The organism is Anaerococcus provencensis (assembly GCF_000312365.2).
GTDB lineage: Bacteria > Bacillota > Clostridia > Tissierellales > Peptoniphilaceae > Anaerococcus > Anaerococcus provencensis.
Window position 1 is genome coordinate 713,882 of sequence record NZ_HG003686.1, and the last position, 25,106, is coordinate 738,987.

The 25,106-nt window shown below is 34.5% G+C and carries 21 protein-coding genes and 1 CRISPR repeat array; of the genes, 16 read left to right on the top strand and 5 right to left on the bottom strand.

Annotated elements, in window-relative coordinates; genetic code table 11:
• Positions 1 to 21 precede the first annotated feature (21 nt).
• The 6 genes from hydA to BN38_RS06140 are packed head-to-tail and all read left to right on the top strand — an operon-like array spanning position 22 to position 6,868.
• Complete coding sequence (gene hydA / locus BN38_RS06115; RefSeq protein WP_044566082.1) at positions 22 to 1,389, top strand: dihydropyrimidinase; 1,368 nt, start codon at positions 22 to 24, stop codon at positions 1,387 to 1,389.
• A gap of 8 nt (positions 1,390 to 1,397) precedes the next feature.
• On the top strand, positions 1,398 to 4,037 hold the full coding sequence (gene xdh, locus BN38_RS06120; RefSeq protein ID WP_084593764.1) for a selenium-dependent xanthine dehydrogenase: 2,640 nt from the start codon (positions 1,398 to 1,400) through the stop codon (positions 4,035 to 4,037).
• Positions 4,021 to 4,719, top strand: a complete 699-nt coding sequence (yqeC, locus tag BN38_RS06125; protein WP_044566083.1) for a selenium cofactor biosynthesis protein YqeC — start codon at positions 4,021 to 4,023, stop codon at positions 4,717 to 4,719. The genes xdh and yqeC overlap by 17 nt, the downstream gene beginning before the upstream one ends.
• On the top strand, positions 4,709 to 5,278 hold the full coding sequence (locus BN38_RS06130) for a nucleotidyltransferase family protein (protein WP_044566084.1): 570 nt from the start codon (positions 4,709 to 4,711) through the stop codon (positions 5,276 to 5,278). Before yqeC ends, BN38_RS06130 begins: the two co-directional genes overlap by 11 nt.
• Positions 5,271 to 6,074, top strand: coding sequence for a selenium-dependent molybdenum cofactor biosynthesis protein YqeB (gene yqeB, locus BN38_RS06135; protein ID WP_044566085.1), 804 nt, complete (start codon positions 5,271 to 5,273; stop codon positions 6,072 to 6,074). Before BN38_RS06130 ends, yqeB begins: the two co-directional genes overlap by 8 nt.
• Positions 6,071 to 6,868 (top strand): XdhC family protein, encoded by a 798-nt coding sequence (locus BN38_RS06140; protein ID WP_044566086.1) that lies wholly within the window; start codon positions 6,071 to 6,073, stop codon positions 6,866 to 6,868. Before yqeB ends, BN38_RS06140 begins: the two co-directional genes overlap by 4 nt.
• 37 nt (positions 6,869 to 6,905) lie before the next feature.
• Here BN38_RS06140 and BN38_RS06145 read toward each other — a convergent pair whose 3' ends face one another.
• The 4 genes from BN38_RS06145 to selD are packed head-to-tail and all read right to left on the bottom strand — an operon-like array spanning position 6,906 to position 9,916.
• Positions 6,906 to 8,042: an aminotransferase class V-fold PLP-dependent enzyme gene (locus BN38_RS06145; RefSeq protein ID WP_044566087.1), complete on the bottom strand. Its 1,137-nt coding sequence runs from the start codon at positions 8,040 to 8,042 to the stop codon at positions 6,906 to 6,908.
• Positions 8,032 to 8,295, bottom strand: a complete 264-nt coding sequence (locus tag BN38_RS06150) for a DUF3343 domain-containing protein (protein ID WP_044566088.1) — start codon at positions 8,293 to 8,295, stop codon at positions 8,032 to 8,034. Before BN38_RS06150 ends, BN38_RS06145 begins: the two co-directional genes overlap by 11 nt.
• Positions 8,289 to 8,891 carry a sulfurtransferase-like selenium metabolism protein YedF gene (gene yedF / locus BN38_RS06155; RefSeq protein ID WP_044566089.1) on the bottom strand — a complete coding sequence of 201 codons (603 nt, stop codon included), beginning with the start codon at positions 8,889 to 8,891 and terminating at the stop codon, positions 8,289 to 8,291. The genes BN38_RS06150 and yedF overlap by 7 nt, the downstream gene beginning before the upstream one ends.
• A gap of 11 nt (positions 8,892 to 8,902) precedes the next feature.
• Complete coding sequence (selD, locus tag BN38_RS06160; protein ID WP_044566090.1) at positions 8,903 to 9,916, bottom strand: selenide, water dikinase SelD; 1,014 nt, start codon at positions 9,914 to 9,916, stop codon at positions 8,903 to 8,905.
• A 120-nt stretch (positions 9,917 to 10,036) separates the two neighbouring features.
• On the opposite strand from selD, the gene BN38_RS06165 reads away from it, so the two are divergent.
• From BN38_RS06165 to cas2e, 9 genes are read left to right on the top strand one after another with little or no spacing between them, the layout of a single operon-like run.
• The gene (locus BN38_RS06165) at positions 10,037 to 10,561 is read left to right on the top strand and encodes a thermonuclease family protein (protein WP_044566092.1); all 525 of its coding nucleotides are present in this window, start codon (positions 10,037 to 10,039) and stop codon (positions 10,559 to 10,561) included.
• Positions 10,558 to 13,317: a CRISPR-associated helicase/endonuclease Cas3 gene (locus BN38_RS06170; RefSeq protein WP_044566093.1), complete on the top strand. Its 2,760-nt coding sequence runs from the start codon at positions 10,558 to 10,560 to the stop codon at positions 13,315 to 13,317. The genes BN38_RS06165 and BN38_RS06170 overlap by 4 nt, the downstream gene beginning before the upstream one ends.
• A gap of 4 nt (positions 13,318 to 13,321) precedes the next feature.
• On the top strand, positions 13,322 to 14,995 hold the full coding sequence (locus BN38_RS06175; RefSeq protein WP_044566402.1) for a type I-E CRISPR-associated protein Cse1/CasA: 1,674 nt from the start codon (positions 13,322 to 13,324) through the stop codon (positions 14,993 to 14,995).
• A complete protein-coding gene (gene casB / locus BN38_RS06180; protein WP_044566094.1) occupies positions 14,996 to 15,613 on the top strand; it encodes a type I-E CRISPR-associated protein Cse2/CasB in 618 nt (205 codons plus the stop codon).
• Entirely contained in the window at positions 15,603 to 16,676 is a 1,074-nt protein-coding gene (gene cas7e, locus BN38_RS06185; RefSeq protein WP_044566095.1) for a type I-E CRISPR-associated protein Cas7/Cse4/CasC, read from the top strand. The genes casB and cas7e overlap by 11 nt, the downstream gene beginning before the upstream one ends.
• Before the next feature lie 9 nt (positions 16,677 to 16,685).
• Entirely contained in the window at positions 16,686 to 17,405 is a 720-nt protein-coding gene (cas5e, locus tag BN38_RS06190) for a type I-E CRISPR-associated protein Cas5/CasD (protein WP_044566096.1), read from the top strand.
• A 9-nt stretch (positions 17,406 to 17,414) separates the two neighbouring features.
• Positions 17,415 to 18,056 (top strand): type I-E CRISPR-associated protein Cas6/Cse3/CasE, encoded by a 642-nt coding sequence (gene cas6e, locus BN38_RS06195; RefSeq protein WP_044566097.1) that lies wholly within the window; start codon positions 17,415 to 17,417, stop codon positions 18,054 to 18,056.
• 1 nt (position 18,057) lies between these two features.
• Positions 18,058 to 18,996, top strand: a complete 939-nt coding sequence (gene cas1e, locus BN38_RS06200) for a type I-E CRISPR-associated endonuclease Cas1e (protein ID WP_044566098.1) — start codon at positions 18,058 to 18,060, stop codon at positions 18,994 to 18,996.
• A complete protein-coding gene (gene cas2e, locus BN38_RS06205) occupies positions 18,996 to 19,877 on the top strand; it encodes a type I-E CRISPR-associated endoribonuclease Cas2e (RefSeq protein WP_044566099.1) in 882 nt (293 codons plus the stop codon). Before cas1e ends, cas2e begins: the two co-directional genes overlap by 1 nt.
• Positions 19,878 to 19,905: 28 nt before the next feature.
• Positions 19,906 to 21,339: direct repeats of the CRISPR family, unit length 28 nt; unit sequence GTTTATCCCGCACACGCGGGGGTGATCC.
• 185 nt (positions 21,340 to 21,524) lie between these two features.
• Here cas2e and ypfJ read toward each other — a convergent pair.
• Positions 21,525 to 22,439 carry a KPN_02809 family neutral zinc metallopeptidase gene (gene ypfJ, locus BN38_RS06210; RefSeq protein WP_044566100.1) on the bottom strand — a complete coding sequence of 305 codons (915 nt, stop codon included), beginning with the start codon at positions 22,437 to 22,439 and terminating at the stop codon, positions 21,525 to 21,527.
• A gap of 159 nt (positions 22,440 to 22,598) precedes the next feature.
• Between ypfJ and BN38_RS06215 the strand changes: the two genes are divergently transcribed.
• Positions 22,599 to 25,013, top strand: a complete 2,415-nt coding sequence (locus BN38_RS06215; RefSeq protein ID WP_049944458.1) for a glycoside hydrolase family 3 protein — start codon at positions 22,599 to 22,601, stop codon at positions 25,011 to 25,013.
• Positions 25,014 to 25,106: the final 93 nt, after the last annotated feature.

Genomic DNA, 25,106 nt, shown 5'->3' on the forward strand with positions numbered 1-25,106 from the left:
TATTACATATCAGGAGGAATTATGTCACTACTGATTAAAAACGCAAAACTTAATTCAAATGAAAATTTATCAGATATTTTTATAAAAGATGGCACGATTAGTCAAATTGGTAAAAATTTATCTTGTGAAGCTGATAAGATAATAGATGCAAAAGATAAGGTCATAACACCAGGAGGAGTTGACGTTCATACTCACTTTTCTCTTGACTTAGGTAAGTTTATATCAATTGACGATTTTTATACAGGAACTAGGGCAGCAAGCTTTGGAGGAACAACTTCCATAGTAGATCATATTGCCTTTGGGGAAAAGGATTCCCCAGTGTCTGCTATGATTGATAAATATCACAAAATGGCCGATGGTCATGCTGTTATTGACTACTCCTTTCACGGTGCTATCCAAAATGCAAGTGAAAAGATTCTAGAAGAGATGGATGAACTTTATAAAGAAGGCATTGTATCCACTAAAATCTATACAACCTATGGCGGGAAATTGGATGATGATAGTATCTTAAAAATCCTAAAAAAAGCCAAAGAAACAGGAACGGTTGTTTGCGTTCATTGTGAAAATGATGGAATGATAAAAGAACTTCGCGATCAAGCAAAGATAAAAGGAAATCTTGATCCAATCTACCATGCAAAGACAAGACCTGCTCAGTCAGAAGCTGAAGCAATAAACCGCCTGATTTACCTTAGTGAAGTTGCAGGATGTCCAAAACTCTATATTGTTCATACTTCAACAAAGCTTGGCGTAGATGAGATTAGAAAGGCCAGAGCAAGGGGAGTTAAAAACCTATTTTGTGAGACATGCACCCAATACTTGACCTATAGTGAAGAAAAGTATCTAGAAGGCGGTAATGCAGAAGGTGTCAAATACATATGCGCTCCACCACTTAGGAAAAAAGAAGACGTGGAAGGTCTATGGGAAGCTATAGCAGATGGAACAGTAGATGTAATAGCAACTGACCATTGCCCATTTTTCTACGAATCGGAGAAACTTCCATACAAAGATAATTTCTTTGATGCTCCAGGGGGGATACCAGGTGTTGAGGAGAGAATGGAAGTGGTTTTGACCCAAGGCTTAGAAAGAGGCATAGACTTAGAAAGACTTATTGACCTACTTTGTAAAAATCCGGCTAGAATTTTTGGCCTTGCTTTCAAAAAGGGTTCGATTGAACTTGGCAAAGATGCAGATATAGCTATATTTGATAAAAAATCATATACAATTAGCCAAGAGAATAGACACTCAGCTTGTGATTATACAACTTATGAAGGATTTGAGACTGCTTATAAATTAAACACCCTAATCTTTAAAGGAGATGTCCTTTTAGATCCGGATGGATACTATGGCGAAGAAGGTATGGGAGAATTTATTGAAAGAAAATTTGTTTAGGAGAAATGATGGCGAATATTTTAATTGGAGAAAAAATAGAAAATCAATCACCATTTATTGTAAAGATAAATAACAAGACATACGAAACCTATGAAGACAAGACTCTCTTAAGATTTCTTAGGGACGATTTGCATATAACAAGTGTCAAAGATGGTTGTTCCCAGGGAGCATGTGGCACTTGTACTGTTATAGTTGATGATAAAAGATACCCAGCTTGTACACAAAAACTATCCAAACTTAAGGATAAGGAAGTTTTAACCATAGAGGGTTTAAGTGATAAAGAAAAAGATGCCTTTGTCTATGCCTTTGGCAAGGTTGGAGCTGTACAATGTGGTTTCTGTACCCCAGGTATGGTTATGAGTGGGATGGCTATTATCAAAAACAATCCGAATCCTAGTCGTGAAGAAATTGCAAATGGAATCAAATCAAATATTTGTAGATGTACAGGTTATGTGAAAATCATCGAAGGTATAAAGCTTGCTTCTGAAATATTAAGTGGCAAAATTTCAATTGAAAAAGAAGATAAGGACTTATATAAAGTCGGTGATAAGATGATTAGGATCGATGCACACGATAAAGTCTTAGGTATTGGCGAATACGTAGACGATATGCAAGTAGAGGACCTAAACTATGCATCTGCTATTAGAAGTAAGTATCCTCGTGCTAAAATACTAAAAATCGATTACACAAAAGCTCTTGAAGTTCCAGGAGTTATAGGTGTTTTAACAGCAGAAGACATTCCAAATAACAAGGTTGGACATATACAACAAGACTGGGATGTTTTCATAGCTGAGGGCGATATAACAAGAAGTCAAGGTGATGCAATTTGCTTAGTAGTTGCAGAAAACGAAAAAGCCCTGGCTGAGGGAAAAAAACTTGTTGAAATCGAATACGAAGAGCTTCCTACAGTTTCATCGATAGAAGAAGCAGAAGCCCCAGATGCACCATTAATCCATCCTACAGGTAATCTATGTCAAGAAAGACACGTATCTCGTGGTGATGCCGATGCTGCCTTTGAAAAATGTGCTTATGTAGTAGAAGAAGAATACTCCACACCATTTACTGAACATGCATTTTTAGAGCCAGAATGTGCTATAGGCGAACCATACAAAAATGGTGTAAAACTATATACAACTGACCAATCAGTCTACGATACTAGGAAAGAAACATTAATAATGTTTGGTTGGCAAGATGAACCTGATAGAGTTGTTGTGGAGAACAAGCTTATAGGCGGTGGTTTTGGAGGTAAAGAGGACGTATCTGTCCAACACCTTGCAGCCCTTGCAGCTTATAAATATCAAAGAAAAATTAAGATTAAGTTATCAAGAGATGATTCTCTAAAATTCCATCCAAAACGTCATGCTATGAAGGCTAAGTTTAAACTGGGTTGTGACGAAGAAGGAAATTTCCTAGCCATGCAAGCAACAATAAAAATGGATACAGGAGCCTACGCATCACTTTGTGGACCAGTACTAGAACGTGCTTGTACTCACTCTGTAGGCCCTTACCACTATGAAAATACAAAAATTGATGGTTATGGTTACTACACAAACAACCCACCTGCAGGGGCCTTTAGAGGATTTGGTGTTTGCCAATCAAATTTTGCCCTAGAAAGTAACATAAACCTATTAGCCGAGAAAGCAGGTCTTGACCCATTTGAGATTAGATATAAGAACGCAATCAGACCTGGTGAAGTCTTACCAAATGGTCAAATAGCAGATTCATCTACCGCTCTAGTAGAAACTCTTGATGCTATAAAAGATAAATATTATGCCAATAAGGAGCGTGCTGGTATAGCTTGTGCTATGAAAAATGCTGGTGTAGGTGTAGGTCTTCCTGATAAGGGCAGGGCAAAACTTGTTGTAAATGGTGATAGAGTAGAATTATACTGTGCTGCAAGTGACCTTGGCCAAGGAGCGCAAACAGTATTTGCACAAATGGTAGCAGATGTTCTAGAATTGCCATTAAACAAGATTGATATTATGCAACCAAACTCAGAAAACTCACCAGATTCTGGTACATCTTCAGGATCTCGTCAAACTCTGATATCCGGAGAAGCTATTAAAAAAGTGTCAGAAAAATTAAAAGCTGATATGGATAAAGATGGCCTTGAGAATCTAGATGGCAATGAATATTTCCACGAATATTTTGATCCTACAGATCCACTGAATTCGGACAAAGAAAATCCTAAATCCCATATTGCCTATGGTTTTTCGACAAACCTTGTAATATTAAATGATGATGGGTCTATAAGATCAATTGATGCAGCCTTTGATGTTGGTAAGGTAATAAACCCACTAGCAATCGAAGGACAAATCGAAGGTGGAGTTGTGATGGGACTTGGTTATGCTCTTACCGAAGATTTTAAACTTGATAGGTCAGTAGTAAAGGCGAAGTATGGTACTCTTGGCCTATGGAGAGCACCTATGGTTCCAGAAATCAATCCAATCTTAGTAAGCAAGCCAGACGATGAACTACTTGATAGAGCATTTGGTGCCAAAGGTGTTGGTGAAATATCTACAATACCAATAGCAGCAGCCACCCAAGGCGCGTATTATGTACTTGATGGGGACTTAAGACGTGATTTCCCAATGAGAGATACATTCTACAGCAAGCCAAAAAAGGAATTCAATGGAAAAATTAAGTAATATTTTTCAAATAAAAGAAAATGATGTAATTTCTATTACAGGCACAGGGGGCAAGACTACTTTGATGTTTAGTCTTGCCCAAGCTTTATCGAAAAATGGCCCAGTACTTGTAACAACTTCAACCAAGATCAGAGTTCCTGATGATGGTTTTGATAAGCTTTATAAATCATTTGAAGACTATAAAAAGCCAGATAGTAATGAAATAATAGTTTTGGGAGACTTTATAAGTGAGAAAAACAAGCTTAAATCAGTGGGCTATGATAATCTTAAAAATATAATAAAGGACTTTGCCTATGTACTTATTGAAGCAGATGGTTCTCGCAATCTTCCACTTAAATTTTGGTACGATTATGAGCCAGTAATTTACGATTTTTCCACCAAAGTAATAGGTGTTTTTTCAATCAAAGTCTACGATAAAATTCCAAGCTCTGATTTTATTTATAACTATAAAAACTATGAAAAATATATTGGTAATGATGCCATAGATTACAAAACATTTAATAAGCTTATTTCATATGAAAAAGGTTTATTTAAAGGATTTACTAAAGATAAGTTTGCTTTTATTAATCAAGTGGAAAGTAAAGCTGAAATAAATCAAGCACGTACTATCATAAAGCACGACAAGTCGGGTATTAAGATAGTATATGGATCAGTTAAAAAGGAGAAATTTTATGAAAATTAATGCAATACTTATGGCATCTGGCCTTTCTACAAGGATGGGTGAAAATAAGTTATTTTTAGACTTCAAAGGCAAAAAAATATACCAACATACTTTGGACTTATTAAAAGAGCTTGATTTTAACAAGGTAATAGTAGTATCAAGTTATGATGAAATCCTAAAAGAAGCCGAAGAAATGGGATTTGTTGGCATATTTAATGACGATAATGAAGTTGGCAAATCATCTTCTATAAAACTTGGTGTTAGAGAATGTGATGATGAAGCCATGATGTTTTTTGTAGCAGACCAGCCACTTCTAAGCCTTCAAACTTGTGAGAAACTTATAGGTGCCTATAAGCATAAGGAGTTAATAACATATCCAGTAGTAAATGATAGGCGTGGAGCTCCGGTTATATTCCCTAATAACTACAAGGAAGGTCTTTATAAACTTGAAGGCGACCAAGGTGGCATGATTTTAGCTTATAAGCAAGAAGTAAATAAGGTAGAAATATCAGATGAGAGTGAGCTTCTTGATATTGACACTGTGAAAACTTACGAAGATATGAAGGAAAAATATGAATAATAATCTAATCATTGTAAGAGGTGGAGGAGATGTTGCAACAGGCACTATCCAAAAGCTAAATAGAGTTGGCTTTGATGTCTTGGTATTAGAAATAGAAAAACCAACTTGTATCAGGAGAAATGTCGCAGTAGGACAAGCTATTTATGATGGTGAAATGCAAATTGAAGATATAAGGGCAGTAAGATGTGACAATATAGATGATATAAATAATGCCTTTGAAAAATCAAATGTTGCAGTAGCAGTCGACCCAGAAGGAAAATATATAAAAGAATTTCAACCCCTAGCTGTAGTTGATGGGATACTAGCAAAGAAAAATCTCGGCACCAATATGAATATGGCTCCAATTACTATAGGCCTAGGTCCTGGATTTGAGGCAGGAGTCGATGTTGATGTTGTTATAGAAACTAATAGGGGCCATGACCTTGGTAGATTGATTTTTGAAGGATTTGCCCAAGCAAACACCGGAAATCCAGGTAATATCAACGGCTACACGACAGAAAGAATCCTCAGAGCATCAGACGATGGTAAGCTTCATATTATAGAAGACCTAGGCTCCGTTGTAAAAAAAGGACAAGCTGTTGCTAGTGTCAATGGCAAACAAATACTTTCTGGTCTTGATGGCATGATTCGTGGCATGATCAATGAAGGAAGCGAAGTTTTTAAGGGAATGAAAATAGGAGATGTGGATCCTAGGGTTATACCAAGAAACGCCAATACTATATCAGATAAGGCAAGACTTATTGGTGGGGGATCTCTTGAGGCAATTCTCATCATGAAAAGAAGGAAGAATCTATGAAGGCAGATATTTTACAAGCAATTTATAAAGAAAATCAATTGGGAAGAGATGCTGCCCTATGCTTTTTGATTGAAAATAAGGGTTCTACTCCAGGTGAAGATAATTCTGTAATGGCAGTATTTGCTGATGGATCAATTCTTGGAACCGTCGGTGGTGGAGCCATAGAAAAAGATCTTATAAGAAGAACATTGGAAGGCATGAAAGAGGGAAACTCCTTTGAATTTGATTATAACCTTTCCAAAAATGGTGAACTTAAAATGTCTTGTGGTGGTAATTCCAGGGGTTATGTCAAATATTTTAAGTCAAGCAATAGACTTTTAATATTTGGTGCAGGTCATGTTTCTCAAAAACTTGCCAGGATTGCTAGTAAAACAGGATTTGATGTAAGTGTTGTTGATGATAGAGCAGATTTTGAAAAATCTCCAGACTTTGATGCTATAAAAGAATATATTGCAGAAGATGTAAAATCCGCAATTGATAAAATAGATTTCGATGGTAAGAAGACCTACATAGTCTTATGCAACAGGGGTCATGCCCACGATAAGGAAACGTTGGAATATCTAGTTGATAAGGACTTTGCTTATCTAGGTATGATTGGTTCAAAAGCAAAAGTTATAGGTTTGTTTGACCAGCTAAAAAGCCAAGGAATTGATGAAGAATTTTTAAAGAAAATTTATAGTCCAATAGGTCTAGATGTAGATAATGGTTCTGTAGAAGAGATTGCTATATCGATCATGGCTGAAATTCTTATGGTAAAAAATAATAAGGATGGAAAAATCCAAAAACTAAACTAAAAGCAAGGCTCATATTTAATCTTATAGCCTTGCTTTTTTAATAATTTTCTCCTATTTTCCATAGTATTTTTATGGCCTGGTCAATTTCATCAATTGTATTAAAATATGAAAATGAAAATCTCACTATCCCACATTTTTCAGTTCCAAAATGCTTGTGAATTAGAGGTGCACAATGAGAAGCTGGCCTTGTTTGTATGTCATATTCTTCATCAAGTATTAGGGCAAGCTCATCTGATGATAATTTTGGCAAATTTAGAGAAACTATGGGACTTATTAACTTTCCATCAGGCTGTTTGGAATAAAACTTGATACCTGGAATTTTTTTTACACCATCATAAAAGCATTTAGTTAAATTTTCTATATGCTTGTAGATATTGTCAACACCTATTTCATTTACAAACTGTATTCCATCTTTGAGGGCAATTTGGCTTATAAAATTTGCTGTTCCTACTTCAAACACTGTAGGAAAATCACTAGGATGATTTTTTGCAAATGACTTTACCCCAGAACCACCAGAAAATACATTTTCAAAATTAAAATCTCCATTTTTAATAATCCCGCCAGTCCCACTAGGACCATAGAGAGACTTATGGCCAGTAAAGGCAAAAAGGCAATTATCGTATCTAGTAATATCTATATCGATAAGACCAAGAGATTGTGCCAGATCAACTATCATGATAAGATTATTTGCTTTTGAAAAGCTATGGAGTCTATCCAAATCATTTACATTGGCCAAGAGATTTGAAGCGGAATTTACCACAAGAAATCTAGTATTTTCTTTTAGTAAAGATGGGAGCTTTTCATATTCCAGTTCAAAATTATCATCAAAGTCTAAAAAAGAAAGATCTGCGCCAGTCTGGTAAAGGGGCCTAAGGACAGAATTATGCTCAGTTGTTGTCGTTATTACATGATTATTTTCCTTTATTAGAGATTTAATTATAAAATTTAAGGCATAGCTTGCATTTGATGTAAAAACTATATCAGATGGGTTATCTATATGGACTAATTTTGCTAGTTCTTTTTTACTCTCATATATTGCCAACATTGTATTTTGAGACAAAACATGACCAGACCTAGAAGGATTACCATATTTATCGCTAGTTATTGCGTAAGATAATTTCTCACCTACTTTTTTTGGTTTATGAATAGTCGTAGCGGCATTGTCAAAATACATATTCTTCTATAATCCTTTTCTTATTGGAATCTTTTTTAAGGCTAAAAATCCTATCAAACTCACCTTCGTCAAATATATCTAATGCTCTTTTTAAATCATCTTCTCTTATCCTAAGTGCATAGCCACAGCCTGCATCAATCTCTGGTGGGAGAGGAATTAATCTAGCCTTCTCAAAAGCTTTTACCTTGTCCAAAGCCTTAGCTGGGTCATTGAAGTTTTCAAAAGAAAAGAGAACAAAAGTTTCTTCTAGCATGGATTTACTAGGTGGCTAGATCTCATTATTTCAACGATCTTGTACATATTTGTTATCTCGCCAACTTGAAGTTTTTCTTTGACTTCATAGTTTCCAAGGCAAAGACCGCATGATAGAATTTCAACTCCTCTTTCTTTTAAAGTTTTTAAATCTTCTACAGTTTTTTCGTTAAGTGTTGTTAAGTACACCCCTTTGTTGTAGAAAATTACCTTGCTTGGAAGCTGATCTTGCTCTGTTAGAGCGTAGATGAATCCTTCAAGTAGAGTTTTTGAAAATTCTTCGTCTCCATTGCCCATCTTATCATCAGAGATTGCAACAACATATGAGCTATTAGTTTCAAAAGCTTGGTTTTCTGAACTAACTTGTTCTAAGCTTTCGTTAGTTTTGTGTAAACTTACCTTGTAAAATCCATCGCTTACTTTTTCTACACTTGATTCGATTTTTAATTCCTTGGCCATTTTGGAAATGTTTTGTGTTGCTACTTCATTATCTACTAAAATTTCAAAGTCTTTTTCTTCAGGATTTTCAGCCATCATTTTTTTTGTTTCAATTACAGGAATTGGACAAACCTTACCTATACAATCTAAATTTTTCATCAATTTCTCCTTTATTTTACAATTATTGAATAGGATCTTTTCTTTTTTACTTGGCCTATTTGCCAAATATCAAGATCATTCTCTTTAAATTCATCTATTATTTTTTTAGCTTCATCACGACTTACTGATACACATAGACCACCTGATGTTTGAGGGTCGAATAATACTTCCTCCATGGCAAAATTATCATTTATAAATTCAACTTTGCCATCTAAATAATTTCTATTATTTTGTCCACCAGCAGAATACAAAAATTCTCCAGCTAGCCTTAGCGCGGGTTCTAGTATAGGTAGACTCTTAGAATCAATTATTATAGAAAAATCATCTCCAGCCATCTCGGATAAATGTCCTAAAAGTCCAAATCCAGTAATATCAGTTGCTGCATGTATATTGTATTTAACAAATATATCTCTGGCATACTTATTTAAAGTTGTCATTTGCTCAATACACTTATCAAAATCATCCTTGCTAACCAATCCTTGGGCATAATTGGATGTTACAAGAGAAGTTCCAATTTTTTTGCTAAGCAAAATCACATCTTTATCTTCTGGAGTATTATTTTTCCAAATATATTTTTTCTTAACTTTGCCAGTCACCGAAAGGCCATATTTGATAGTTTTGTCGTGGATAGAATGTCCACCAGTAAGGGACGCTCTGGCCTCAGAAACCTTGTGGTTGCCACCTTTTAGTATTTGTTTAAGAACTTCATAATCTCCCTCTAAGGGAAAAGTTACAATGTTTAGGGCAGAAATAACTTCACCACCCATGGCATAAACATCACTTAAGGCATTGGCAGCAGCAATCTGACCGAAAGTAAACGGGTCTTCGACCATAGTTGGGAAGAAATCAAGAGTTTGAATCACACAATTTTCTCCGTCTATATCAATGACCGCTGCATCATCTTTCTTGTCAAATGCAACCAAGATATCATCGCGTTTATAAGGTTTTATATCATTTAATAATTTATCGAGATTTCCTGCAGCAATTTTTGCATTACAACCTCCACAAACTTCCAAAGAATTCATAAAGCCTCCTTATATATATTATACGTTAAAAGTTTGATTATTTAAGAGTTTTAATCAAAGTATATCGATAGACTGCCTATAACTTTGATATAATAAATAAAAAGAGCAAAGGAGCTAGAAATGAAAAAGTATATAAGTAAATTTTTGTTAATTATTATGCTATTTATACTTTCAGCCTGTCTAATAGAAGATCAAAAAGAAGACTCATATTATCAAACAGGCGAAGTGGAATGGATAGTTGATGGGGACACAGCTCATATTATAATCGATGGTGAAAAACAAAAGGTACGATTTACAGGAATAAACACTCCTGAATATAACCCCAAAAAGGGAATCAGTGAACACTATGGCAAAGAAGCTTTTCACTATACAAAAGATATGATTAAAAACAAAACTGTATACCTAGAAAAAGACATATCAAACACCGACAAGCACGGCAGACTCCTAAGATATATATGGTTAGAAAAACCAGAAGATCCTTCTAATCCAACTAAAGAAGAACTAGGAGAAATTAATCTAAATGGGAAGTTAGTAAAAGAAGGCTACGCCTTTGCTGGAAACTATAAGCCAGATGTCAAATACAAGGAAATCTTTGATGAATTTGAAAATAATGCCAAGGAAAATAATAAGGGAATGTGGAAATGACAATAAATAAGAACTTTTGGGCTAAAAAACAGGATAATAATGGCTCATTTGAGTGGTTGCCCCTATATATTCATCTTATAGATACTAAGAATGTGGTGGCCTTTTTGTATGATCATTGGCTAAGCGAATCGCAAAGAAGACTTATAAATAAATCTATAAACAGTGATGATGAAGACATAGGGAAAAAACTTGCTATGTTTGTTGGATCTTGCCATGATTTAGGAAAAGCGACCCCTGCTTTTCAACTAAAAAAAGGCTATACAAACTCAAGCGATTTGGATAGTGTGCTTATAGAAAAATTAGCAAATGATGGATTTGATGGCATATTTGACAGCAAACTAGCTTCGGCCAATAAAAGTCATCATAGTCTTGCTAGTCAGTATCTATTAGAAAAATATGGGGTAAATAGAGATATTGCAGTAATTGTTGGTGCTCATCATGGAAGCCCAGTGGAAGTAGCTAGTCAAGTTGATAATCAATTTGCCTATCCATCCAATTATTATCAAAATGAAAATAAGAATGATCAAACATATAAGTTGTGGGAGGATAATCAAAGAGAAATATTGCTATGGGCTTTAGAAACTGCTGGCTTTAAAGATATCAAATCCCTCCCTTATATAAACCAAGTTGGTCAAGTAATCTTAACCGGATTGTTAATAATGGCAGATTGGATTGCTAGTAATACAAAGTATTTTCCGTTAGTATCTGTATACGAAGATAAAGAATTTGATACAAGAAATCGAGCTTATAATGGATTAAATGCTTGGATAAAAACAGAAACATGGCAAAGTCCATATAAAATAGATTACAAAGAAGAATTTAAAGAAAGATTTATGACTGGCAATGATTCATTTTATCCAAATCACTACCAAGATAAATTCATTCAGACCATTATAAATACAGACAATCCAGGGATTTTCGTATTTGAAGCACATATGGGTATAGGAAAAACTGAAGCGGCGCTTTTTGGTCTTGAAGTCTTAGCTCAAAAAAAGGCTGCAAGTGGTATGTATTTTGCCCTACCGACCCAAGCTACATCAAATGGTATTTTTCCAAGAATCGAAAGATGGCTTGAGTCTGTATCTAATGAATTTGAAGATAAATTATCAATAAGGTTAATCCACGGAAAAGCATATTTAAATGAAACATTTAACGATCTTGCTAAAAATATTAACCAAGATGACTATTCAGAAAATTCTAATGTAATAGTCAATGAATGGTTTTCGGGTAGGAAATCCGCAATATTAGATGATTTTATTGTAGGAACTATAGATCAGTTTTTACTTATGGCATTAAAACAAAAACACCTATTTCTCAGACACTTGGGCTTTAGTAAGAAAGTTGTAATTATAGATGAAGTTCATGCCTATGATGCCTATATGAACCAGTATCTCTATCAAGCATTGAAATGGCTAGGAGCTTATGATGTGCCAGTAATAATCTTATCTGCAACTCTTCCTGCCGGCAAAAGAGAAGAGTTAGTAAAGCAATACTTACTAGGTAAGGGTATAGGAAAGAAAAAACAAATACACCAAAGAACTATAGCTAGAGACACTTATCCTCTAATCACATATAATGATGGTTCTACAATAAAATACGAAGATAAATTTACAAGGTCAAAAGCAAAAGAAATTAAAGTCATAAATGAGGATTACGAAAATTTATTGAATCTACTGATTAAGCTATACAAACAGGGTGGTAATATTGGAGTAATAGTAAATACAGTAAAAAAAGCTCAAGACTTAGCTAAAGAACTAGAAGAAGTCCTAGGAAAAGATTCTTTTGAGCTTATACATTCTAGATTTATCGACAGTCAAAGGATAGAAAAAGAAGATCAACTATTAAAAATGATTGGCAAAAAGTCCAATAGACCTCATAGAAAGATATATATAGGAACCCAGGTTATAGAACAGTCATTAGATATTGATTTTGATGTGATGGTAACTGAATTAGCACCAATAGATTTGATCTTACAAAGAGCTGGTAGATTACAAAGACATGATATAGAGAGACCTGAAAATTATAAAAAACCAATATTATATGTAGTTGGAGCTTCTGAAAGTTTTGACTTTGATAAGGGTTCTGCAAGTGTTTATAGCTCATATTTATTAGCAAGAAGCCAATACTTTTTGCCAGATTCAATAATAATTCCTGATGATTTATCAAAGCTTGTCCAGAAAGTTTATTCAGAAGATGAGATTGAATTATCAGATGATCTAAAAGATAAATATCATAGTTTCAAAAAAGAGCATGAGAATATAATCGATAAGAAGGAAAAAAGAGCCAAAGTATTTAGGATAGGCAAGCCGGATAGGGACTTTTTAGCTGATGAAGGAGAGACTATTATGGGTTGGCTTAATAATAGCAATGAAGTCATAACAGAAGAAGAAACCTTTGCCCAAGTGAGAGATAGTAAGGAAACAATAGAAGTTATAGCCTTACAGAAAAATGAAAATGGAATAGGGCTGTTTGGGACAGATTATGATATAATGGATAAAATAGAAGATAACAATTATTCAAAGAAAATCGCCTCAAATACCTTGAAATTACCACAAGTTTTATCTGAAAAATATAATATAAGTAAAACAATAGAGTTTTTAGAAAAATATAATCTAAAGTACTTATCTGCATTTCAGAACAACGTGTGGCTTAGAGGTTCTCTGGGTGTTATTTTTGATGAAAACGGCATCTTTAAAATTGGAGACTATATTTTGAAATATTCTAGTAAATATGGCCTATCTTATGAAAGGAAGTGAGGTATTGGGAAAGTTTAATTTACTTGATGAAAATTGGATTTTAGTATTAGATTTATCTGGAGAGACTAAAGAAATATCTTTAACAGAATTATTTGCAAACGCCCAAAACTATAGGAGCTTAGCAGGTGAAATGAAGACGCAAGATTTTGCCATCCTTCGTATATTGCTTGCTATCCTACAAACAGTTTTTTCAAGATTTGATGCTGATGGAAATCCTTATGATTATGTAAAGCTAGATGAGAGATTCAAACAAATCGAAGATGTAGACGAGGATGATCTCTCTGCCTACAAAAAAGATCTTAAGAGAACTTGGAAAAATTTATGGAAAGCTGGGGAATTTCCAGACATTGTAAATGAGTATTTAGAAAAATGGCGTGATAGATTTTATTTACTTGATGATAAGTATCCTTTTATGCAGGTTAGTGAAGATATCATTAGAAATAATACCAAGAACAAAAAAGGTACAGCTATTAGTATAAAAAATATTAATAGAACAATTACAGAAAGTAACAATAAAACTTCTTTATTTTCTGGAAAAGATAATTCAAACAAAAATTTAACAACCGAAGAAGAGATAGCAAGACGGTTAATTACTTATCATGGCTATACTGGAACAGGAGATAAAATAAAATTTACTAATATAGGAGATAAATTTTCTCCGTCAAAGGGCTGGTTATATGATCTTGGTGGTATATATTTTACTGGAAATAATTTGTTTGAGACGTTGATGTTAAATTTAGTATTAGTTCATCCTCAAGAATTTAATAAATATAGACAAAGACCAGCTTGGGAATTTTCAGTATCAGAAAATGTAGACCAAGCATTAACAATTTCATTGATTAATAATTTGGCTGAGCTTTACACTAGATATTCACGAGCTATATATATCGACCCTGATGTAGATTTAAGCAAAGACTTTTCCTTTGAAGTTGTTAAGTTATTAGATGTAGAGCATCAAAATCAAAATTTAGAATTAATGACAACTTGGAGAAAAAATGAAAGTGGACCCAATAAGGGAACTTTTACTCCGAAAAAACATAGAAGAGATATTAGCTTATGGAGATCATTTGGCTTACTTGCCCTAAATCCTAATACAAATGATACATGGAAAGTAGGACTTATGACTCACTTAGAGTCAATAAAAAACACTATTGGTGATTATAATTTTACAATAAATTCTATAAGCATGGAAGATGACGGTAATGCAACAAGTTGGGTTCCAGTTAATGAAATCTACGATTATTTAAATATTAACGACTTTGTAGCTAGTGACCTATCAGAAAATGGTTGGGTTATAAGGATAGATGATACTATTAACGAAACAAAGGAGATAGTAGAAGTCACATATAAGAGATTTTTAAGGGAAATTAAGCTGATTAGAAATCAGCAATCAGATAATTTTGTAGAGCAAAGGGTAGAAAATGTGTATTTTCTTTTAAACGACCCATTCAAAAATTGGCTTATGTCAATAACTATAGATGATGGCAAAGATCAAAAAATAGAAGAATGGAGAAAGACTCTAGAAAAAATAGTAAGGTCTGAAGCAGACAAGGTCCTAGAAAATGCCAATCCAAGAGATTATACAGGGATAACAATAGATGATAAGAACCATAATATAGTGACCGCTTATAATTCTTTTAATTACTTTTTAAACAAAAAACTTAGAAAGGGGGACTAGATGACTGATAATAAAGATGTAAAAAAAGTTTCAGTTTATGGTGTTACTGCCAATATTTTGGAACAAATTTCTAGAGATCTGGACTCGTCAGCTACAAAGGCAACATTATCAAATCTAAGAAATTCAATATCAAAACCATATTCTCAGACTATTGATGTTTTTGCAACTCTTTATAGATATCTTCCAGATTCATTTATAAGTGAATATGGAGATTTGTCATATGAAGAAAAAGCAATTATTACAGCCCTACAAATATTTGCCATCCATCAGCAAGGAAATAGCAAAAGTGTTCTATTAGAAAATGTTGATGAAGAAAAATATAAAAACATGGGATTTTCACTAAGAGTACTTAGGACAGATGACAATGTCAAGTCAACTGATAGAAGATTTAACACAATGATTACAGCTGATACTTCTGATGAATTTGTATTTCATTTAAGACAATTAGTGAATCTTTTAAAATCTAGATCAGATCAAAAAGTAAATTACGCAAAGCTTGCTCAAGACTTATACTATTTTCAAATCCCGAGTACTCGTGAGAGCTTAAAACTAAGCTGGGCAAAAGAATACTACAGATATACAAATAAAGAAGATAAAGGAGAAGAAAATGAGCGATAATAGACTGTTTCTTGATGTACACGCAATACAAACTTTGCCACCATCAAATATAAATAGAGATGATACAGGTAGCCCAAAAACTTGCCAATATGGTGGAGTGAAAAGATCAAGAGTAAGTTCCCAATCTTGGAAAAGAGCTATGAGAACTTATTTTTACGAGCAAAGTGAACAAGAAAATGTTGGTGTTAGAACAAAGGATATTGTTCAATTTGTTGCAAATAAAATTATAGAGATTGACTCTTCAAAAACTGATGAAGCATTTGACCTAGCAGAAAAGATTATAAATGCCGCTGGTGTTAAGACAAAAGATGGTAAAGCTAAAGCCCTATTTTTCTTAGGAGATAGCCAGGCTAGACAATTAGCGAAAGCAGCTATTGACAATAATAATGATAAGAAGTATTTAAAAGAAATATTAAAAGATAATCCTGCAATTGACATCGCGCTCTTTGGCAGGATGGTAGCAGATGATCCATCATTAAACGAAGATGCCTCAAGCCAAGTAGCACATGCCATTTCTACTCACTCAGTAGATACAGAATTTGATTTCTTTACTGCAGTAGATGATCTCGCTCCTGAAGAAAATGCGGGGGCTGGTATGCTTGGAACAGTTGAATTTAATTCATCAACTTTGTATAGGTATGCGAATGTTGCCATTCATGAACTTTACAAGCAATTAGAAAATGAAGAAGCTGTCATAAATACAGCTAAGCTATTTGTAAAATCATTTGCCAATAGTTTACCAACAGGAAAAGTAAATACATTTGCAAATCAAACTCTTCCACAATTTGTAATGGTTTCTATTAGAGATGATAGGCCAGTAAACCTTGTATCAGCTTTTGAAGATCCAATAAAATCTAATGATGGTTATGTAGAAAAATCTACTAGAGCTTTGGTTAATGAATATCAAAAAGTTCAAAAAATAGTAAATAAACCTCTAAAAACTTTTGTTTTAGATATTAACGACTTTAATATTAGTGCAAATGATATTAAAAATGAAAATTCCTTAAATGACTTAATAGAAAATCTTGCAAGCTTTATAGATACTGAAATTACAAAATGGTAGGGTGATTTTTTGAAAACTATATTACTTAAATTTGCAGGACCTCTCCAATCATGGGGGACAGACTCTCATTTTGAAACGAGGCAAACTGATCTGTATCCATCAAAAAGTGCAGTCATCGGACTAATAGCTGCAAGCTTTGGATATAGGAGATATGAAGATGAAAAAATCAAAAAATTAAATGAAGTAAAATTTGCAGTGAGGATTGATCAGCAGGGAAATTTACTAAAAGACTATCATACAGCTCAAAAATATCAAGATAATGGAAAATTTGAAAGGACTTATGTGACTAATCGATATTATCTAGAAGATGCGATTTTTATAGTAGCTTTAAGTCATTCAAATGATCAATTTGTAGAAGACATATACGACAATCTACAAACTCCATATTTCCAAACATTTATGGGTAGGAGGTCTTGCCCACCAAATGCAGATTTTCTCCTTGACATATATGATCAGGATATTTTACAAGCTATAAAATCCTACCCATGGCAAGCAAAAGCTTGGTATAGAAAAACACATACAAATCAGCTTTCTTGTTATATAGATTCTAATCTAGATTTAAATTTAAAAGCCTATCCTAGAAGAGATAGTGTTATATCTTTTTCTCAAAAAGATAGAAAACACAAGTATAGAAATGAATCTCATTTTATAATAGATGTACGTGATTGTGATAGTAATAATGAGAATAATACTACTATTAATGAACACGATGCATTTTCAAGTATTTAGGAGCTTAATATGTATATGTCAAGAGTTGAAATTGATTTTAATAATAGATTAAATCTTAAGAAATTATCAAGTTTAAAAGCTTATCATAGTTGGGTAGAAGAAAGTTTTCCACAAGAAATCGAAGCGAATAGTCGAAGTAGGAAACTCTGGAGAATAGATAATCTGAATGGGAAAAATTATTTATTGCTGGTAAGCCAAGAAAAGCCTGACCTAAATTTACTTGAAAGATATGGGGTAAAGGGGAGTGGAGAAACTAAGGATTATGATCATTTTTTGGGAAATTTAGAAAATGGAATGCAAGCAAGATTTAAAGTTTGCCTTAATCCGACTATTGCCACAAAAAAAGACCCAGATAAAAACAATAGAGGCAAAATAGTTCCCTTAAAATCAGAGGATTTTGAAAAGTTTCTCTTAGATAGATCAGAAAAAAATGGATTTACACTAAATGAAGAAGACTTTATCATTAGTGAAAGAAAATATGTAGACTTCAAACATGATAAGAATTCCAAAAGAATAAAGCTTGATAAAGTAACTTATGAAGGCAGGTTAACAATTAGTGATAAAGAAAAAATGCTAAAAACTCTCACAAATGGCATAGGCAAGAAAAAAGCTTATGGTTTTGGTCTTATGACAATTATTTTGGAAAACTGATATGAGAGAATCTTTTGGTGCTAAAAAAGCCGAACTTAACGAACTGCCAAGGATTTCTGATAGAGTAAGCTTTATTTATGTAGAACATGCCAAAATCAACAGAGAAGATAGTGCCATAGTCTTTTTGGACAAACGTGGCATAGTAAAAATCCCCTGCGCTATGATTGGGGTCTTACTCCTTGGACCTGGTACAGATATAAGCCACAGGGCAGTAGAACTCATTGGAGATATGGGTTGTGCTATGGTTTGGGTAGGTGAAAATGGGGTCAGACAGTACGCCCACGGTAGGAGTCTTAGCCACTCGTCAAGATATCTAGAAAAGCAAGCCAAACTTGTGTCCAATACGAGAACAAGGGCTCATGTTGCAAGGAAAATGTACCAGATGAGATTTCCAAATGAAGACGTAAGCTCATTAACTCTCCAACAATTGCGAGGTAGGGAAGGAACTAGAGTACGTAGAAGCTACAAAGAAAACTCCAAAAAATACAATGTAGAGTGGACTGGGAGAAACTATGATATAGAAGATTTTGATAAATCAAACCAGGTTAACCAAGCCCTATCAGTAGCAAATGTTGCCTTGTATGGTTTGGTTCACAGCATAATAGTAGCCTTGGGCCTATCTCCAGGACTCGGTTTTGTTCATACTGGCCACGATCTTTCATTTGTATACGATATAGCAGACCTATACAAGGCGCAAATTACTATACCTGCATCATTTGAGATTGTTTCATTAAATCCAGAAAGTGAAGAAATTGAATCTCTAACTAGAAAAGCTATACGAGATGTGATTCATAAAGAAAAATTAATGGTGAAAATAGTAAAAGATATTCAGTATTTGTTAGATATTCCACCTGAGGAAGAAATAGAAATTGACCAAATCCACCTACGGGATGACAAGGAAGATCAGGTAAAATATGGTGTCAATTATAGCGAGTTCTAATGCCATTTACTGTAATAACGCTTAAAAAAACACCAGTTTTTCTTAGGGGAGATTTAACTAAGTGGATGCAAGAAATATCTACTGGAGTTTACGTAGGAAACTTCAACAGCAAAGTCAGAGAAGAGCTTTGGCAAAGGGTGATAGAAAATGTCAAAGAAGGGGAAGCCACAATTTGTTACGCCTATCGCAACGAAATAGGCTATGAATTTAGGACAAATAGTAAAGAAATATCCATAGCAGACTTTGACGGCATACCCTTGGTTTTGTTAGAACGAAAAGAAAATATAAGTGATGAAAATAAACTTGGATTTAGCAAAGCATCAAAAATGAGAAAAGCCCACCAGTTTCAAAAACAAACTGCAAAAATCCATACATATGCAGTATTAGATATAGAAACAAATGGCCTAGACTTTCTGAAAAATTCAATAATAGAAATCGGATGTATAAAAGCAATAGGCGGAAAAATAGAAGAATTTGAGAGAGCAATTAAAATAGAAACAAAGTTACCCCGAGATATTATAACATTAACAGGTTTAAGTGATGAATACCTAGCAGAAAATGGAGTAGATGAACAAGAAGCCTTGATTGACCTGTTAGAATTCATAAGGGACCTACCAGTAGTAAATTATGGGAATAACTTTGATATCAATTTCATAAACTATGCCTTAAAGAACAATGGATTACAAGTAATTAAAAATCAAACCATAGACTTGATGAGATGTGTTAAAAAAGAAAAAAGAATGTTAGAAAACTATAAACTACAAACAGTTCTAAAGGCATACGGTATAGATAAAAAAGTACCTCACAGAGCACTAGCAGATGCAAAATTAACCTATGAGCTTACGACAAAAGTAAATATTTTTAAAGAAAAATCAAAATAGGATGGCTAAAAATAAGGATCGAATAACTGTTTATCCCGCACACGCGGGGGTGATCCTGTGTGTTTAAATATTCCTTAACATTATTTTCAGTTTATCCCGCACACGCGGGGGTGATCCTATCATCTTGGCCAAAATTAGTCTCAGCAAGCTGTTTATCCCGCACACGCGGGGGTGATCCAGCCAGTATTGATAACTATACTAGCAACATCTAGTTTATCCCGCACACGCGGGGGTGATCCTAATAATATCAAAAACTTGAACAAAAATCAAGAGTTTATCCCGCACACGCGGGGGTGATCCTGGACAATCCCATCTTTCTTATAAAACATGCCAGGTTTATCCCGCACACGCGGGGGTGATCCTACAGGAAACTCAGTCCCTTTTTCATAGAGTCCGTTTATCCCGCACACGCGGGGGTGATCCTATCTGATATGTTTGCCAATGGCAATGTAATACGTTTATCCCGCACACGCGGGGGTGATCCTATAGTCTAAGCATCACCATAAAGCCTAAGCGAGTTTATCCCGCACACGCGGGGGTGATCCTGGTACTGCTTCTATGGATTCTTTTTACCTGGTGTTTATCCCGCACACGCGGGGGTGATCCTAAATATACATTATGCATGTTTTATAGTTATTCGTTTATCCCGCACACGCGGGGGTGATCCTTTCTGCCTTGCTAGGCCCATCAAGACCCATGGGTTTATCCCGCACACGCGGGGGTGATCCTCTCCCCTGGCCACCTTGCCCATCACCGTATTAGTTTATCCCGCACACGCGGGGGTGATCCTCAAACGAGCCTTAATTGAATCGGGTGGGGACAGTTTATCCCGCACACGCGGGGGTGATCCTAGTCGTGATTGGAATCATAAAGGTAGTAACAGGTTTATCCCGCACACGCGGGGGTGATCCCGGTATCAGTATGTTCAGTAAACTCCCAATCCAGTTTATCCCGCACACGCGGGGGTGATCCTCACCAAAGATGAGCAGTCATAGTCTGGCCCCCAGTTTATCCCGCACACGCGGGGGTGATCCCAGCAGATTGTTTGTAACTACAAATTACACTAGGTTTATCCCGCACACGCGGGGGTGATCCTCAAAGACGGTTGGAATGGAAATAAAGAAGAAGGTTTATCCCGCACACGCGGGGGTGATCCTCAAAAGAACCTCCTATAGCACTTATATAGGATGTTTATCCCGCACACGCGGGGGTGATCCCACAATACAGTCACCTCCTTTGTTAACTCTGTGGTTTATCCCGCACACGCGGGGGTGATCCTCAGATGAGAGCGAAAATGTAGTCAAAGAAAAAGTTTATCCCGCACACGCGGGGGTGATCCCGATTTGCGGATTGGGTTACTTCTGAAGTTCTAGTTTATCCCGCACACGCGGGGGTGATCCTCACCAAAGATGAGCAGTCATAGTCTGGCCCCCAGTTTATCCCGCACACGCGGGGGGAATTTTACCCAAATTTTTTATTATGGGTTCCAAAACACTATGGTCTTATTAAATTGAGGTTCTAAATAACTTTTAGTTATTTAAGATAATATGTTGATGTTTTGAATAAATTTCTGCTTATATAATCGGATTATTTTCGATAAAAAAGAATGCTAGCGTAAACTTAACTAGCATTCATTTATTAATTCTATTACTGTATATTGTCAAAAAATGTCATAGAGTGTTCTATGTCGTGGTATTGATAGCCTAAGTCAAAGGCTTCTTTTCTTTGGGCTGATGAACCGTGGGTGAAGGTGTCTACATTAACATTTCTTCCTGACATTTCTTGGATTCTATCGTCTCCTATGGCTGCTGCTGCATCCATTGCTTCTTCTATATCGCCTGGATCAAGGTATCCACGTTCTTCTACATAGTAGGCAAATAGTCCTCCAAAGTAATCTGCTTGAAGCTCTTGGGCTACTGAATACTTGTTGTATTCTTTTTTTGACAGAGTTTTTCTCAATTTATTTGTTTGGTCTAATATTCCTAGCTGTTTTTGTACGTGGTGGCCGACTTCATGGGCCAATACATAGGCTAGGGCAAAGTCTCCACCAGTTCCAAACTGATTTTGGAGTTGATTGTAAAAGTCTACGTCTATATATATACTTTCATCAAGTGGGCAGTAAAATGGCCCCATATTTGATTGCGCTATGCCACACGCTGACCTTGTCGATCCTTCATAAGGTACCATTGTTGGTTCTACATATTCTGCATCCATTTCGTTAAATTTTTGGTGCCATACATCTTCAGTATCTTTCAATACAACTGCAAGGAAGTCCTCTAGTCTAGCGCGACCATTACTTTCACTACCTATTTCTGTTTGATATTGTCCTTTTTGTTGTGGTTGGTTTTGATTAGTATTGTTAGAACCTGTTCCCATTCCACTTATTCCTCTGAATATAAACATCAATATAAGGAAAAATATGATTCCACCAAGGCCACCTTTACCACCACGTGGTATAAAAATCGGCCCTCTGTAGCCTCGGTTACCCCCAAAACCACCGCCTCTATTTGCGCTAGGACCTCTCCTAACATTTGAGCTACGCTCTCTATTTTCCCATTTCATAATTTCCTCCATAAATCTTAATATTAAATTCTTACCCAATTATCGCTTAAATTAATGAACTATTTACTAATGAAGCATAATAAATTAATGCAAATGTTTTCTTGATTTATTTATATAAATATTTTATATTTATAATAACAATATATAAGGAGGTATAAAATGAAGAAAAACTTCAAGTATGGGATTCCGCTTTTCTTAGCTTTATCGCTTAGTGTGATTCCTTTTAATGTTTCTAAGGCAGAAACTATAGAAGAAAAACAACTTGTCACTTATGATGCACCAGATTTTGATCAACTTTTATTAGATGATTTTAATAATCAAAATCTCGAAGTTAGCAATTATGCAATCGAAAGTGAAAAATACTTCGATGATGGTGATGATTTAATTGTAGAAGAAGAACATGTTGATAATAGTGAGAGTTCAAAAGAAAACCTTGAAGAAAAAGACGCATTAGAAAATAATACAAATTATAAGGTTCAAGAGGATAATGAAAATCCTAATAAACCTAGAAATAAGAAGATAGAAGAGAAAATCTCCAATATGACCTTAGATGAAAAAATAGGTCAAATGCTAATGCTAGAATTCAGAAATTGGGAAGATGAAAATGGCGAGCTAAAAGAAGTAACTGAATTAAATGATGATATCAAAAATGCTATAAGTAAGTATAAGATTGGTGGGGTAATATTATTTGCAGAAAATGTAAGAGATACTGAACAAACTACCAAACTTACTCATAATATTCAAAAAGCTGCTATAGAAAGCGGACTTGATCCACTTTTAATTTCCATAGATCAAGAAGGTGGTATAGTTGTTAGACTTGGTACTGGAACTTCTTTACCAGGAAATATGGCATTGGGTGCAAGTAGAGATAAGAAATTAGCCTATGAGTACGGGAAAATTATAGCAGAAGAGATAAAAGCTTTAGGAATCAATGTCAATCTTGCTCCAGTTATGGATACAAACAACAATCCAAATAACCCTGTTATTGGCTTGAGATCTATCTCATCTGACCCTAATTTGGTAGGAGAACTAGGCTCTGAAGTTGTCAAGGGCTTACAAGATAACGGAGTATCTGCTGCTATAAAATACTTCCCTGGTCATGGAGATACAGCTACAGATAGTCACCTAGGATTGCCTGTAGTAGATAAGTCTTATGAAGAAGTAAAAAACTTAGAGTTAATACCTTTTGATAAAGCTGCAAAAGAAGGCGTCGATATGATTATGACAGCCCATATATCCTATCCTCAACTTGAGAAAGATACTGTGATTTCCCAAAAAGATGGTTCAGTAATAGGAATACCAGCAACTCTTTCTGATGATATAATAACAGGAATAATTAGAAAGAAAATGAACTATGATGGCATAGTTATTACAGATGCTATGAAAATGCAAGCAATAGCAGACCACTTTGGAGAAGAAGAGGCTGTTATAATGGCTATTAGAGCAGGTGTGGATATTCCACTAATGCCAGCACTATTGCAAAAAAATGAAGACTTATTAAAATTAGACAGCATAATAAATAGAATAAAAAGTGAGATAGAATTAGGAAATATAAGCGAAAACCAATTAAATAATTCTGTGTATAGGATTCTAGATTTAAAATATAGGAGAGGAATTTTAGATTTAGACCAGTACAACAAGCCAATTGAAGAAAAAATAGAAAATGCATTAAAGGTTGTTGGAAATAAAGAACATTTTGAAAAACAAAGAGAAATTACCGATAAGGCAATAACAGTTACAAAAAATATCAATAATGCATTGCCAATGTATCCAAAAAAAGGTGATAAAGTACTGATTTATACACCTTATGAAAATGAAGTTCCTGGATTTAATTATGGATTTGAAAAACTACAAGAAGAAGGAATAATCGATAAGGATGCAAAACTAGACGTATTTACCTTCCAAAATTATAAGGATAAGTCTAAGGAAGCAGAAGAAATATTGAAAAATTATGCTAAAGAATACGATTATATAATTGCAGTAAGTGAAATTGGTAGAGCAAATCAACTTAGCAAAAATGACTGGCTAGCAGAAATACCAGATATGTTAACAACTTTTGCTAAAGAAAATAATAAAAAATCTGCAATTATCAGCATAGGCAAACCATATGATTTGGATAGATACAAAAATTCTGATGCTCATATTCTAGCCTATGGTTCAAAAGGAATGGATCCAACAGAAAAAGGTAAAGATCCAGTAAAGACATTTGGACCAAATATACCATATTCTCTAGACGTTGTCTTCGGAAAAGTAAGTTCAAAAGGTAAATTACCAGTAGACGTTCCAGAACTTGATGAAAATTTCGAATATACAGATAAAATCGCCTACGAAATAGGTTATGGATTAGAAACAAAGTTAATAGATGATGATAAGACTGATTCAAATAACATAGGAGAAAAAAATCCTACTGAAAAACCAATTGTAAAAGAAAAACAAGGAAATAAAATAAAAACACCTAGAAAAGCAAGCAAGCCTGAAAACCCAAAAACAGGTATAAGTGGATTAAATGAAGTTATATTAACTTTATTTGCATCAGCATCAAGTCTTGTTTTAAGTAAGAAAAAGAATAGTTAAGTAAAATAAATCAAAGTCATCGATTTTTTGGTGACTTTGATTTTTTTCGCTCATTTACCTAATTAAAATGTATTAGAAAATTGCTAGTAACTG